This window comes from Burkholderia sp. RF2-non_BP3 (genome assembly GCF_001522185.1).
In the GTDB taxonomy this organism is placed as follows: Bacteria; Pseudomonadota; Gammaproteobacteria; order Burkholderiales; family Burkholderiaceae; genus Burkholderia; species Burkholderia diffusa.
This window is the reverse complement of record NZ_LOSU01000024.1, coordinates 249085-263282: the sequence shown is the minus strand read 5'-3', so window position 1 is coordinate 263282 and position 14198 is coordinate 249085. Positions and strand designations below refer to the sequence as shown.

The window sequence follows — 14198 nt, the reverse complement described above, 5'->3', positions numbered from 1 at the left end:
AGCGCGTCAACAACTTTCTGAACTGCTTCGTTGCGACGACCGGGGTTCAACTTCGTGTGCGCCGGGGTTCTACCACCACCCTCGTCCGCACCGCTTCCCTTCTCCCCCCGCGCTGCGTTTCCGTTAGCGCGAAAGAGGCGTGATTCTAAGCACCCACCCCGGTCTCCGCAACCCCTTTGTGAAAATATTTTGAAAAGCCCCCGTGCGCTGCCGCGCACGGGGGCTTCAGGTTCGAGGGGCCGCGTGCCGCCCGCAATCTCAAAGAAGTCGGCGGTTCATCGCTCTTATATATAGAGCGACGTCACTTGCCACCGACTGCAGCCTGCAGCCGCTCCATCGGCACGGCATAGGCCATGGCCGTGTAACCCGCGTCACTCGGATGAATGCCGTCGCCGCTGTCGTACCGGCGCTGCAGCACACTCGGGCGAGCCGGGTCGCGCAGCACCGCGTCGAAGTCGACCACGCCATCGAATCCGCCGCCGCTCCGGATCCACCGGTTCACCTCGAGCCGGACCGCCTCGCGCCCGGCCGGCAACGCCGCAGGCGTGAGCGTCGCGCCAAAGACCTTCACGCCCTGGCGATGCGCTGCCTCGATCAACCGGCGGTAGCCGTCGATCAACGAAGCGGCCGTGACCTGCGTATGCGGGTTGTCGCAATCGAGCCCCGCACGCGGCGGCATCGCCGCAAAGTTGATGTCGTTGATGCCGATCAGCACGATCGCCGCCTTCACCCCCGAACGCGAAAGCGCATCGCGCTCGAACCGCGACGCCAGCGACGTGCCGTAGCATGCCGAATCGCTCAGCAGCCGATTGCCGCTGATCCCGAGATTCACGACGCCGAGCGAATCCGAACCCGCCGCGGCCAGCCGGCGCGCCAGCGCATCCGGCCAACGATGATTGCGATTCAGGCTCGAGCGCAGCCCGTCGGTGATCGAGTCCCCGATCGCGGCGACACTCGCTCGTGCGGCGCCCGCCTCGACGGCCAGTTCGGTCACCCATGCATACTGGGTAAAGCGCGTGCGGAATGCGCCGGCGCCCGGATCGTTCACGTGATCGCCCGGCGCCGATACGTAATTGAGCTGGTTCGACACACGGTGCCACACGGTCATCCGCTGGTTTGCCCCCATGCGCAGACTGATCGCATACGGCTGCCCGGCCGTCACGTCGATCGCCACCGGGTCGCTTTCGAGTTCCTGGCTCGGGGCGAGCGTCACCGACGCCTTGCCGCCGAAGCGCACGGCAGCACCCGTCGCGTCGGCAAGCGCCGCGCCGTCACCGGCGCGCGCGAGACTGGCAGCCTCGATCACCAGCGGCGCGCGACCGTAGGCGTTGCTGACACGAATCCGCGCGGCATGCCCGGAAACCGTCGGATAGACGATCTGCCGAACGGTCCGCCCAGCCACGTCGGGCGCGCGGTAGAGCGGCGGCGGCGCAGCCAGGTCGGGAATCGGCTGCAACGCGGTCGCCCACGCAGCGACCCACCCGGCCGGTGCGGCCGAGACCGCGAACGGCGACAGGAAAACGGATGCGCCCAGCACGGTCGCGACGAAACTGCTTCGAAATGACATCGGCGAAATCCTCATCGGAAAGCAGGCATTGTGCCGCAGAAGCCGCCTGTCTCACGCGCCGGACCGCCTTCCCGACCGGCGATCGCGCCCCTCGCCCCACGTTTACCCGAGTCCCGATGCAAATCCGCAAGAAATTTATTAACCGACCGGTCGGTTGGTTTATACTTCGCACACATTCAACCGGACGAGATCCTCCGCCATGTACACGCAATCCCTCGACATCCCCGGCAACGTCGCACCGCTCGACGCCGCAGCCGAGTCGCCCGAGCAGGCGCGGTTCGACGCGGTCATGGCCGCGGACGGCAAGATCGAACCGCAGGACTGGATGCCCGACGCCTATCGCAAGACGCTGGTCCGCCAGATTTCGCAGCACGCGCACTCGGAAGTCGTCGGCATGCTGCCGGAAGGCAACTGGATCTCGCGCGCGCCGAGCCTGAAGCGCAAGGCGATCCTGCTCGCGAAAGTCCAGGACGAAGCCGGCCACGGCCTCTATCTATATAGCGCAGTCGAAACGCTCGGCGTATCGCGCGATGCGCTGATCGACGCGCTGCACGCCGGCAAGGCGAAATACTCGAGCATCTTCAACTATCCGACGCCGACCTGGGCGGACGTCGGCGTGATCGGCTGGCTCGTCGACGGCGCCGCGATCATGAACCAGATCCCGCTGTGCCGCTGCACGTATGGCCCGTACGCGCGCGCGATGATCCGCGTGTGCAAGGAAGAGTCGTTCCACCAGCGCCAGGGCTTCGATGCGCTGCTGTCGATGATGAAGGGCACCGACGCGCAGCGCGCGATGGTCCAGCAGGCGGTGAACCGCTGGTGGTGGCCGGTGCTGATGATGTTCGGCCCGAGCGATGCCGATTCGGTCCACAGCAACCAGTCCGCGAAATGGGGCATCAAGCGGATCTCGAACGACGACCTGCGGCAGAAGTTCGTCGACGCGACAGTCGACCAGGCGAAGGTGCTCGGCGTGACGCTGCCCGACCCGGACCTGAAATGGAACGAGGCGCGCGGCCACCACGACTACGGCGCGATCGACTGGGATGAATTCTGGCGCGTCGTCAACGGCGACGGCCCGTGCAACAAGGAACGCCTCGCGACCCGCGTGAAGGCGCACGACGACGGTGCGTGGGTGCGCGAAGCCGCGCTCGCGCACGAAGCCAAGCGCCGCGCCCGCGCCGAACAGCACGCCGCCTGAGCGGCAACCATCGAATACAGGATTCAGGAGAGAGAGTGATGAACAAGGAATGGCCGATCTGGGAAGTGTTCGTTCGCAGCAAGCAGGGCCTCGACCACAAGCATTGCGGCAGCCTGCACGCGGCCGACGCGTCGATGGCGCTGCGCATGGCGCGCGACGTCTACACGCGCCGCCAGGAAGGCGTGAGCATCTGGGTGGTGCCGTCGTCGGCGATCACCGCGTCGGATCCGGCCGAGAAGGCCGAGCTGTTCGAACCGGCGGGCGACAAGATCTACCGTCACCCGACGTTCTACACGCTGCCCGACGAAGTCAACCACATGTAACGCCCGCGCCATGACGATCACGCCCGAACACCTCTCCTACGTGCTGCGCCTCGCGGACAACGCGCTGATCCTCGGTCAGCGCAACGCCGAATGGTGCGGCCACGGCCCGATCCTCGAGGAAGACATCGCGCTCACCAACATGAGCCTCGACCTCATCGGCCAGGCCCGCATGCTGTACACGCACGCAGCCGACCTCGACCGCCAGCTGAACGGCGCGGCGAAGACGGAAGACGATTACGCGTACTTCCGCACCGAGCGCGAATTCGCGAACTTCACGCTCGCCGAGCTGCCGCACTACGGCCCGATCGCCGGCACCGCGCACGCCGACAAGGACTACGCGGTGACCATCGTGCGCAATTTCCTCTACGCGACGCTGATGCTGCACGTGTGGACCGCGCTCGAAACGTCGACGGACGCGCAACTCGCCGCGATCGCCGCGAAATCGGTGAAGGAAACCCGCTACCACGTGCAGCATGCGCGCGAATGGCTGGTGCGCCTCGGCGACGGCACCGACGAATCGCATCGCCGTGCACAGGCCGCGCTCGACTACCTGATTCCGTACACGCGCGAGTTCTTCGCGGCCGACGCGATCGACGACGCGGTTTCCGCACCGGGCATCGGCCCGGCGCCGGCCGCGCTCGAAGCCGCATGGCGCGCGGACGTGGACGATGCGCTCGCGGAAGCGACGCTCACCCTGCCCGCGCCCGTGCAGCACGTGACGACCGGCAAGCAGGGCGAGCACTCGGAACACATGGGCTACCTGCTGGCGGAAATGCAGAGCCTCGCGCGCCAGCACCCCGGCGCGAGCTGGTAACCGGCCGACCCAACGGAGCCCGACGATGTCCGTCCAGACCGCCTCACCCGCCGACGCCGCACCCGCCGCGCACCGCAACGATCCGTTGCTCGCGCGCGCGTGGGACGTGCTCGAAGCCGTGCCCGATCCCGAGATTCCGGTCGTGTCGATCCGCGAGCTCGGCATCCTGCGCGACGTCCGTCGCGCGGACGACGGCCTGCTCGAAGTCGTGATCACGCCGACCTACTCCGGCTGTCCGGCGATGTCGCAGATCGCTGAGGACATCGCCGCGGCGATGCACGCCGCCGACCTGCCGCCGCACCGGATCGAGACGGTGCTCGCGCCCGCGTGGACGACCGACTGGATCACCCAGGAAGCGCGCGACAAGCTGCGCGCGTACGGCATCGCGCCGCCCGTCGGCCAGTGCGCCGGCGCCGCGCCGCGGGAAAACGTCGTGCGTTTCGTGCCGCGCCCCGTCGCGGCGCCCGTCTGCCCGCGCTGCGGTTCCGCCCGCACCGAGCGTCTCGCGCAATTCGCATCCACGGCCTGCAAGGCGTTGTATCGCTGTGTCGACTGCCGCGAACCCTTCGACTACTTCAAACCTTATTGACCATGGCGACCCCGCAATTTCACCCGCTGCGTATCCGCGACGTGCGCCCCGAGACCGCCGACGCCGTCACCGTCTCCTTCGACGTGCCGCCCGAGTTGCGCGACGCGTACCGCTTCACGCAGGGCCAGTTCGTCACGCTGAAGACCCACATCGACGGCGAGGAAACGCGCCGCTCGTACTCGATCTGCGTCGGCACGACCGACTACGACCGCGACGGCGAACTGCGCATCGGCATCAAGCGCGTGCGCGGCGGCCGGTTTTCGAACTTCGCGTTCGACACGCTGAAGCCCGGTCACACGATCGACGTGATGACGCCGGACGGCCGCTTCTTCACGCACCTGAACGCCGACCACGGCAAGCAGTACGTCGCGTTCTCCGGCGGATCGGGCATCACGCCGGTGCTCGCGATCGTGAAGACGACGCTCGAGCTCGAGCCGCGCAGCACGTTCACATTGGTCTACGGCAACCGCAGCGTCGACGCGATCATGTTCGCCGAGGAGCTCGAGGACCTGAAGAACCGCTACATGAACCGCTTCGTCCTGTATCACGTGCTGTCGGACGACCAGCAGGACGTCGAGCTCTTCAACGGCGTGCTCGACCAGGCGAAATGCGCGGAATTCCTCGCCACGCTGACGCCGGCCGACGCGATCGACGAAGCGTTCATCTGCGGCCCCGCGCCGATGATGGACGCGGCCGAAGCCGCGCTGAAGGCAGCCGGCGTGCCGCAGGCCAAGGTGCATGTCGAGCGGTTCGGGACGCCGCTGCCGCAGGCGGGCGCGCCCGTCGTCGAGATCACCGACCAGACGCCGGCCGCCGACCTCGAAATCGTGCTCGACGGCAAGAAGCGCAAGCTGCGCCTGCCGTACGAAGGCGTGAGCCTGCTCGACGTCGGCCTGCGCGCGGGCCTCGCGCTGCCGTACGCGTGCAAGGGCGGCGTATGCTGCACGTGCCGCGCGAAGGTGGTCGAAGGCGAAGTCCGGATGGAGAAGAACTACACGCTCGAGGAACACGAAGTGAAGGACGGCTTCGTGCTCACGTGCCAGTGCCACCCGATCAGCGACAAGGTCGTCGTGAGCTTCGACGAGCGTTGAGCGGCGTCGCGCCGGCGCGGTGCGCCGGTTTCTCGTCGTCACACATCTCGCTTACACTAGGGGCCGCCGGCCGGCTGGACGTCGCAACGTCCGCCCGGCCGGCGGTTTTCTTTTGTTGATGACAGGCCGATGAGTACCATTCACGTGATTCAGGGCGGCACCGCCGCCGCGTCGCTGCGCGAGGCTCTCGCGCAAGCCGGACGCGACGAGCGCGTCGTCGGATTGCTCGACGATCTCGCGGTCGGGCCGCTGAAGGGCGCCGACGAGACGCCCGACACGCGCGCCGCCTTCTGGCAGCGCGTGCTCGGCGACCAGATTCCCGACTGGCATGCGGAGATCGAAGCTGAATTCACCCGCCTCGACCAGCTCGCGATGGATACGGACCAGGTGGTCGTCTGGCACGCACCGAGCGTCGGCGACAAGCTGCTGTTGCGCCGCGTCGCCTATCACCTGCGCAACGTGCCGCAACGGCTGAACGAGGTGCGGTTGTCGGCCGCGGACCTCGACGCCCCGCAGCGCGCGGCGCTGAGCCGCACCGACCAGGCCTGTTCGACCGGGATGTTCTCGCCCGCGGCACTCGCCCGCAAACGGCCGGCGGCCGCGCCGATCTCGGTACTGCGCATCGGGCGCCTCGCGCTCGAATGGCAGGAGGCGAAGCACCTGAATGCCGAACTGCGTTACTGGGTCAGCAACACGATCAAGAGCGGCCACTACGCGGACCTCGACGCGCTGATCGTCGCGCACGCGGAAACCGGCTGGCTGCCCGCGCGACGCGTCGTCGGCGGCATCATGGCCGGGGCCGACCGCGGCGGGCTGTTCGTCAGCGACTCGATCGCCTGGTGGCGCTGCCGCGAACTCGCGGCCGCCGGCCGGCTCGAGCTGCAGGACGACGCGCCGGCCGCCCTTTCTTCCACGCAGGTGCGCGCGGCAGCCGCGCCTCGCTAACGCCACAACTTTCGCATTCGACCATGGCCCGTACCCGAGCGCCCGACCACGAATCCCAGCGCGAACAGATCCTCGATCTCGCCGCCGAGAAATTCGCGCAGACGAGCTATCCGAGCACCTCGATGTCCGATCTCGCGACCGCGAGCGGCACGTCGAAGGCACGTCTCTATCACTATTACGAGAGCAAGGAAGCGATCCTGTTCGACCTGCTCGACCGCTACACGAAGCGCTTGATGCTGATCATCGCCGAGGTCGAAGGCGCGAGCCAGCGGCGCGGCCTCAGCGAGCGCGACGCGTTCGCCGAGCTGGTGCGCGCATTTCTCGCCGAGTACGAGACGTCGCACAGCCGCCATGTCGCGCTGCTCAACGACGTGAAGTATCTCGAGGACGCGCAGCGCGAAATCGTGCTCGACCGCCAGCGCGACATCGTCGCGGCATTCGCGCGCCAGCTCGCGCGCGCCTATCCGGACCGAATCTCGAAGGAAAACCAGACGTCGGTCACGATGATGGTGTTCGGGATGATCAACTGGACGTTCACATGGCTCAAGCCGGGTGGCCGCCTCGGCTACCGCGACTTCGCCGAACAGGTGATCGACCTGATGGAACACGGACTGTCGCCCGGCGCGTGATTGCCGCGCAGCAGCATGCGTTGCGCGGCGGGCACACTGTGACAGGCCGCCGCGCGTTTCATATGATGAATTTTAAATCCGTTGAAAATCAAACAGATAGAGAATTAACTAAGCGGATTTAGAATTCACCCTCAGCACAAATAACGTCAAATACGGGTTTTCCCCAACCCCACTCAGGTAAAATGCGCTGCATTGCACAAGTCACTGGTGCAGCCACACACTGAGGAACCCACGATGAACACGCAACTCGACCGCCGTGCCGATGCAGTCGGCCACGCCGGTACTGCGCCGGTTCTCGTCAGGGAACTGGCTTCCAAAGACCGTGAGCAAATGCTCACCCACTTTCTCTCGCTCAACGAAGAGGACCGCCTGCTGCGCTTCGGCCAAATGGTGCCCGATCACGTGATCGAGAACTATGTCCGTACGATCGACTTCGGTCGCGACACGGTGTTCGGCGTGTTCGACCATGCGCTCGAGCTGATCGGCGTCGGCCATCTGGCGTACCTGCCCGCCGATGGCGACAAGCGCACGGCCGAATTCGGCGTGTCGGTGCTCGAAAGCGCCCGCGGCCGCGGCGTCGGCTCGAAGCTGTTCGAGCGCGCGGCGATCCGCAGCCGCAACACCCGCGTGACGATGCTGTACATGCATTGCCTGTCGCGCAACGCGACGATGATGCACATCGCGAAGAAGTCCGGGATGCGGATCGAATACGCATACGGCGAGGCCGATGCGTACCTGTCGCTGCCGCCGGCCGACCATTCGACGATCCTCGCCGAGATGCTGCAGGAGCAGGCCGCGGTATTCGACTACGCGCTCAAGCGCCAGGCGCACCGCACGTCGAAGTTCATCGAATCGCTGATGCCCGCCGCGCTGACGGCGTAACATCGGCCAACCGGGCTGCCTCGCGGGGCGCCCGGCCCACCTTCCCTTTCTCGCTTCCCGGCGCCACGCGCTAACGCACCGACCGGATCGGCAACGCCGTGGTCTCCTTGAAGCACTCGAGCGAGAAGCTCGTCTTCACGTCGATCACCGACGGATGGTGCAGCAAATGCTCCTGCACGAACCGGGAGAAATGCGCCATGTCCTCGACCTGCACGCGCAGCAGGTAATCCATGTCGCCCGTCATCGCATGGCACGCGACCACTTCCGGCCAGGTCTGCACGGCCGCGCGGAACAGTTCCGCGTGGGTCGCGCCCGCGCGCGCCGACGTCTCGTCGGCACGGACCGGCACCACGCCGCCGCGCTTCTCGAGCCGCACACTCACGTACGCGAGCAGGTCGAGCCCGAGCTTCTGCGGATCGAGCAGCGCGACGTAGCCGGTGATCACGCCGATCTCCTCGAGCCGACGGATCCGCCGCAGGCACGGGCTCGGCGACAGGTTCACGCGCTCGGCGATCTCCTGGTTCGACAGGCGGCCGTTCTCCTGAAGAATCGCGAGAATCCGCCGGTCGATGGCATCCAATTCGGCTTGCGCCATTTTCTGCCCTCCAATGATTGTTCAGAGACTGGAAATTGCGCCATCGTAGGCATGGACGATTAAGTTCGCAAGTTTCCGCTCGCGCCCGCCCGCTACACTTTGTCGCATGTACCGATTCGTTGCGCACGCCGACGCGTGTGCGCCGCGTTCGACATCGAACCGGGCCGCGCACGCGCACGTCGCGCCGGCCGATCGCCCCGCACAGGAGACACGACATGCAGATCCCCAACTGGGACAACCCCGTCGGCACCGACGGCTTCGAATTCATCGAATACACCGCTCCGGATCCGAAAGCGCTCGGACAACTGTTCGAGCGGATGGGTTTCACCGCGATCGCGCGCCATCGCCACAAGGACGTGACGGTCTACCGCCAGGGCGACATCAACTTCATCATCAACGCCGAACCCGATTCGTTCGCGCAACGCTTCGCGCGGCTGCACGGCCCGTCGATCTGCGCGATCGCGTTCCGCGTGCAGGACGCCGCGAAGGCGTACAAGCACGCGCTCGAGCTCGGCGCATGGGGCTTCGACAACAAGACGGGCCCGATGGAGCTGAACATCCCGGCGATCAAGGGCATCGGCGATTCGCTGATCTATTTCGTCGACCGCTGGCGCGGCAAGAACGGCGCGCAGCCGGGCGCGATCGGCGACATCAGCATCTACGACGTCGACTTCGAGCCGATCGCCGGCGCGAACCCGAACCCGGTCGGCCATGGCCTCACCTACATCGACCACCTGACGCACAACGTGCATCGCGGCCGCATGCAGGAATGGGCCGAGTTCTACGAGCGCCTGTTCAACTTCCGCGAAGTGCGCTACTTCGACATCGAAGGCAAGGTGACGGGCGTGAAGTCGAAGGCGATGACGTCGCCGTGCGGCAAGATCCGGATCCCGATCAACGAGGAAGGCTCGGACACGGCCGGCCAGATCCAGGAATACCTCGACGCGTACCACGGCGAAGGCATCCAGCACATCGCGCTCGGCACGAACGACATCTACGGCGCGGTCGACGGCCTGCGCGGCAAGGGCGTGAAGCTGCTCGACACGATCGACACGTATTACGAGCTGGTCGACCGCCGCGTGCCGAACCACGGCGAATCGCTGGACGAACTGAAGAAGCGCAAGATCCTGATCGACGGCGCCCGTGACGACCTGCTGCTGCAGATCTTCACCGAGAACCAGATCGGCCCGATCTTCTTCGAGATCATCCAGCGCAAGGGCAATCAGGGCTTCGGCGAAGGCAACTTCAAGGCGCTGTTCGAATCGATCGAACTCGACCAGATCCGCCGCGGCGTGGTCCAGGACAAGGCCTGACGCAGACGGCCGCGCGGCGCCCCGCAGCCGGTGCCGCGCGCGCCTCGGCGGCACAGGAAAAAAGGGCGGGAATCTTGCGATTCCCGCCCTTTTGTCTTTTGCATCGTTCCGGCGCGGCCCGACGGCCGCGCGAACGGATCAACGCACGTTCGCCTTCGACACGACGACGCGCGCGGCCGCCGGTTGCGCATCGGCGGCCTGCGCCGGCGCGATCTGACGCATCTGCGCGCCGGCTGCCGCCAGTGCGCTCGCGCCTTGCGCGTGCACCGGGCCGGTCATCGCGAAAAACGCCGCGGACACGATCAGGAAACTCTGGATATGACGTGTGTTCATTGCACCTCCTTTAAAACTGCCGGCGCCTCCCCGGTTGCGTCGAAACGAGCCGACGCGGCCGGACACCTCCGGCAGGCCGACAAGATTAACGGCATTTGTACGAAGATGGGACCGGCTTTACATGCTTTTACATGATGTAACGCATCGCCGCGCGCCGTTTCGTCGACGCGTCGCTGCCCGTCGGCCGGTGGGCGGCGGGTTTATCCCAGTGCTACCATCACTCAAAACCGGCCAATATGCCGGCCACTGCCGACACGTCCACAAGACGTCGACGCAATCGAAGCTTTGGTGATCCCAAACTGGGTGGAGGAGACAGTTAATGAATGCCCCGCTAGACGCAGGCCAACGCGCGTCGCTCGAAGCCGCGCTGAAGTCCGTCACGCTTGACGACAAATACACGCTCGAACGCGGCCGCGCTTACATGAGCGGCATCCAGGCGCTCGTGCGCCTGCCGATGCTCCAACAGGAACGCGACCGCGCCGCCGGCCTCAACACGGCCGGCTTCATCTCCGGTTATCGCGGCTCTCCGCTCGGCGGCCTCGACCTCTCGCTCTGGAAGGCCAAGCAGCACCTCGCGGCCCACCAGATCGTCTTCCAGCCCGGTCTCAACGAAGATCTCGCCGCCACCGCCGTGTGGGGCTCGCAGCAGGTGAACCTGTATCCCGGCGCGAAGCACGACGGCGTGTTCGGCATGTGGTACGGCAAGGGCCCCGGCGTCGACCGCACCGGCGACGTCTTCAAGCACGCGAACTCGGCCGGCTCGTCGCAGCACGGCGGCGTGCTCGTGCTCGCCGGCGACGACCACGCGGCGAAATCGTCGACGCTCGCGCACCAGTCCGAACACATCTTCAAGGCCTGCGGGCTGCCGGTGCTGTTCCCGTCCAACGTGCAGGAATATCTCGACTTCGGCCTGCACGGCTGGGCGATGAGCCGCTACTCGGGCCTGTGGGTCGCGCTCAAGTGCGTGACGGACGTGGTCGAATCGTCGGCATCGGTCGACATCGACCCGCATCGCACCGAGATCGTGCTGCCGACGGACTTCATCCTGCCGGAAGGCGGCCTGAACATCCGCTGGCCGGACCCGCCGCTCGTCCAGGAAGCGCGGCTGCTCGACTACAAATGGTACGCGGCGCTGGCCTATGTGCGCGCGAACAAGCTCGACCGGATCGAGATCGATTCGCCGAATGCGCGCTTCGGGATCATGACGGGCGGCAAGGCGTACCTCGACGTGCGCCAGGCGCTGACGGACCTCGGCCTCGACGACGAAACCTGCGCGCGGATCGGCATCCGCCTGTACAAGGTCGGCTGCGTGTGGCCGCTCGAGGCGCAGGGCGCGCAGGCATTCGCGCGCGGCCTCGACGAAATCCTCGTCGTCGAGGAAAAGCGCCAGATCCTCGAATACGCGATCAAGGAAGAACTGTACAACTGGCCCGATGCGCAGCGCCCGCGCGTGTTCGGCAAGTTCGACGAGAAGGACGGCGCCGGCGGCGAATGGTCCGTGCCGATGGGCAACTGGCTGCTGCCCGCGCACTACGAACTGTCGCCCGCGATCATCGCGAAGGCGATCGCGACGCGCCTCGAGAAGTTCGAGCTGCCGTCCGACGTGCGCGCACGCATCGCCGCGCGGCTCGCGGTGATCAACGCGAAGGAAATGGCGCTCGCGAAGCCGCACGTGCAGACCGAGCGCAAGCCGTGGTTCTGCTCGGGCTGCCCGCACAACACGTCGACCAACGTGCCGGAAGGCTCGCGCGCGATCGCCGGGATCGGCTGCCACTACATGACGGTCTGGATGGACCGCAACACGAGCACCTTCAGCCAGATGGGCGGCGAAGGCGTGCCGTGGATCGGCCAGGCGCCGTTCACGGACGAGAAGCACGTATTCGCGAACCTCGGCGACGGCACCTATTTCCACTCGGGCCTGCTGGCGGTGCGCGCGGCGATCTCGTCGAAGGCGAACATCACCTACAAGATCCTCTACAACGACGCGGTCGCGATGACGGGCGGCCAGCCGGTCGACGGCGTGCTGACGGTGCCGCAGATCACGCACCAGCTCGCGTCCGAAGGCGCGAAGAAGATCGTGATCGTCACCGACGAACCGGAGAAGTACGACAGCCAGAAGGCGCTGCTCGCACCGGGCGTGACGATCCATCACCGCGACCAGCTCGACGACGTGCAGCGCGAGCTGCGCGAGATCGAAGGCACGACGATCCTGATCTACGACCAGACCTGCGCGACCGAGAAGCGCCGCCGCCGCAAGCGCGGCACGTATCCGGACCCGGCGAAGCGCGTCGTGATCAACGACGCTGTGTGCGAAGGCTGCGGCGACTGCTCGGTGAAGTCGAACTGCCTGTCGGTCGAGCCGCTCGAAACCGAATTCGGCACGAAGCGCCAGATCAACCAGTCGAGCTGCAACAAGGACTTCTCGTGCGTGAAGGGCTTCTGCCCGAGCTTCGTCACGGTCGAAGGCGGCCAGTTGAAGAAGCCCAAGGCCGTGTCGGTGGACGGCGGTGCGCTGCCGCCGATTCCGGAGCCGACGCTGCCGGCGATCGATCGTGCATACGGCGTGCTCGTCACGGGCGTGGGCGGCACGGGCGTCGTCACCATCGGCGCGCTGCTCGGGATGGCCGCGCACCTGGAGAACAAGGGCGTGACCGTGCTCGACGTCACGGGTCTCGCGCAGAAGGGCGGCGCCGTGATGAGCCACGTGCAGATCTCGCACGCGCCGACCGACATCCACGCGACGCGGATCGCGATGGGCGAAGCCGACCTCGTGATCGGCTGCGACGCGATCGTCACGGCCGGCGACGAATGCACGTCGCGGATGCGGCACGACACGACGCGCGTGGTCGTCAACAGCGCGCAGACGCCGACCGCCGAGTTCATCAAGAACCCGAACTGGGCGTTCCCGGGTCTGTCCGCGGAAAACGACATCCGCGCGGCGGCGGGTGAAGCCGTCGACTTCATCGACGCGAACCGCTTCGCGGTCGCGCTGCTCGGCGACGCGATCTACACGAACCCGTTCGTGCTCGGCTACGCGTGGCAGAAGGGCTGGCTGCCGCTCACGCTCGCGTCTCTCCAACGCGCGATCGAGCTGAACGCGGTGTCGGTCGAGAAGAACCGCGCGGCGTTCGACTGGGGCCGCCGCGCCGCGCACGACCTCGCGAGCGTGAAGCAGGCCGCGGCCGGCGACGCCCGCCCCGCGCAAGGCGCGACGGTGATCGCGCTGCATACGAAGAAGGCGGTCGACGCACTGATCGCGAAGCGCGTGGCGTTCCTCACGGCGTACCAGAACGCCGCGTATGCGGCGCGCTATGCGGCCTTCGTCGACACGGTGCGGGCAGCCGAACGCGCGCTGGCGGACGGCGACGCCGCGCAGGAACCGCTGACCGAAGCGGTCGCGCGCAACCTGTTCAAGCTGATGGCGTACAAGGACGAATACGAGGTCGCGCGGCTGCAGTCCGATCCGGCGTTCCTCGCGCGCCTGTCGTCGCAGTTCGAAGGCGACTGGAAACTGAAGTTCCACCTCGCGCCGCCGCTGTTCGCGAAGACGGACGCGCACGGCCATCTCGTGAAGAAGGCGTACGGCCCGTGGATGCTGTCGGCGTTCCGGTTGCTGGCGAAGGCGAAGTTCCTGCGCGGCACGGGCCTCGACCCGTTCGGCCGCACCGAGGAGCGCCGCACCGAGCGCGCACTGATCGGCGAGTACGAAGCGCTGATCGGCGAGGTGCTGACCAGGCTGAACGCGGCCAACCGCCCGCTCGCGCTCGAGCTGGCGGCGCTGCCGGACGGCATTCGCGGCTACGGCCACGTGAAGGAGAACAACCTGCGCGCGGTTCGCCAGAAGTGGAACACGCTGCTCGCGAAGTGGCGTTCGCCGACGGGCGGGCAGTCGCGCCAGCAGGTCGCGTAACGGCGCGCG

At 66.7% G+C, this 14198-nt stretch carries 13 protein-coding genes; 10 read left to right on the top strand and 3 right to left on the bottom strand.

From position 1 onward, the window contains the following. Positions 1 to 301 precede the first annotated feature (301 nt). Positions 302 to 1567 carry an SGNH/GDSL hydrolase family protein gene (locus WS45_RS10500; RefSeq protein WP_059699709.1) on the bottom strand — a complete coding sequence of 422 codons (1266 nt, stop codon included), beginning with the start codon at positions 1565 to 1567 and terminating at the stop codon, positions 302 to 304. A gap of 199 nt (positions 1568 to 1766) precedes the next feature. Between WS45_RS10500 and paaA the strand changes: the two genes are divergently transcribed. The 8 genes from paaA to WS45_RS10460 all read left to right on the top strand — a co-directional run bounded on the left by paaA (position 1767) and on the right by WS45_RS10460 (position 8038). Next, positions 1767 to 2765, top strand: a complete 999-nt coding sequence (gene paaA, locus WS45_RS10495; protein ID WP_059533367.1) for a 1,2-phenylacetyl-CoA epoxidase subunit PaaA — start codon at positions 1767 to 1769, stop codon at positions 2763 to 2765. 38 nt (positions 2766 to 2803) lie between these two features. Beyond that, positions 2804 to 3088, top strand: a complete 285-nt coding sequence (paaB, locus tag WS45_RS10490) for a 1,2-phenylacetyl-CoA epoxidase subunit PaaB (protein ID WP_006752453.1) — start codon at positions 2804 to 2806, stop codon at positions 3086 to 3088. Positions 3089 to 3098: 10 nt separating this feature from the next. Next, positions 3099 to 3902 carry a 1,2-phenylacetyl-CoA epoxidase subunit PaaC gene (gene paaC / locus WS45_RS10485; RefSeq protein WP_059533369.1) on the top strand — a complete coding sequence of 268 codons (804 nt, stop codon included), beginning with the start codon at positions 3099 to 3101 and terminating at the stop codon, positions 3900 to 3902. A gap of 25 nt (positions 3903 to 3927) precedes the next feature. Further along, positions 3928 to 4491, top strand: coding sequence for a 1,2-phenylacetyl-CoA epoxidase subunit PaaD (gene paaD, locus WS45_RS10480; RefSeq protein WP_059533371.1), 564 nt, complete (start codon positions 3928 to 3930; stop codon positions 4489 to 4491). Between the two features lie 2 nt (positions 4492 to 4493). Then, positions 4494 to 5582 (top strand): 1,2-phenylacetyl-CoA epoxidase subunit PaaE, encoded by a 1089-nt coding sequence (gene paaE, locus WS45_RS10475; RefSeq protein ID WP_059533373.1) that lies wholly within the window; start codon positions 4494 to 4496, stop codon positions 5580 to 5582. Between the two features lie 129 nt (positions 5583 to 5711). After that, on the top strand, positions 5712 to 6527 hold the full coding sequence (locus WS45_RS10470; protein WP_059699706.1) for a DUF1835 domain-containing protein: 816 nt from the start codon (positions 5712 to 5714) through the stop codon (positions 6525 to 6527). Positions 6528 to 6550: 23 nt separating this feature from the next. Next, positions 6551 to 7156, top strand: coding sequence for a TetR/AcrR family transcriptional regulator (locus WS45_RS10465; protein ID WP_059533377.1), 606 nt, complete (start codon positions 6551 to 6553; stop codon positions 7154 to 7156). Positions 7157 to 7390: 234 nt separating this feature from the next. Continuing rightward, entirely contained in the window at positions 7391 to 8038 is a 648-nt protein-coding gene (locus WS45_RS10460; protein ID WP_059699705.1) for a GNAT family N-acetyltransferase, read from the top strand. A gap of 70 nt (positions 8039 to 8108) precedes the next feature. Here the strand turns inward: WS45_RS10460 and WS45_RS10455 are convergent, their stop codons facing one another. After that, positions 8109 to 8633 carry an Lrp/AsnC family transcriptional regulator gene (locus tag WS45_RS10455; protein ID WP_059691570.1) on the bottom strand — a complete coding sequence of 175 codons (525 nt, stop codon included), beginning with the start codon at positions 8631 to 8633 and terminating at the stop codon, positions 8109 to 8111. Between the two features lie 215 nt (positions 8634 to 8848). Here WS45_RS10455 and hppD point away from each other — a divergent pair, with 215 nt between their 5' ends. Continuing rightward, positions 8849 to 9946, top strand: a complete 1098-nt coding sequence (gene hppD / locus WS45_RS10450) for a 4-hydroxyphenylpyruvate dioxygenase (protein WP_059465128.1) — start codon at positions 8849 to 8851, stop codon at positions 9944 to 9946. 138 nt (positions 9947 to 10084) lie between these two features. Here hppD and WS45_RS10445 read toward each other — a convergent pair whose 3' ends face one another. Then, entirely contained in the window at positions 10085 to 10279 is a 195-nt protein-coding gene (locus WS45_RS10445) for a hypothetical protein (RefSeq protein WP_059533382.1), read from the bottom strand. Positions 10280 to 10598: 319 nt separating this feature from the next. On the opposite strand from WS45_RS10445, the gene WS45_RS10440 reads away from it, so the two are divergent. Further along, entirely contained in the window at positions 10599 to 14189 is a 3591-nt protein-coding gene (locus WS45_RS10440; RefSeq protein WP_059691568.1) for an indolepyruvate ferredoxin oxidoreductase family protein, read from the top strand. Positions 14190 to 14198 lie beyond the last annotated feature (9 nt).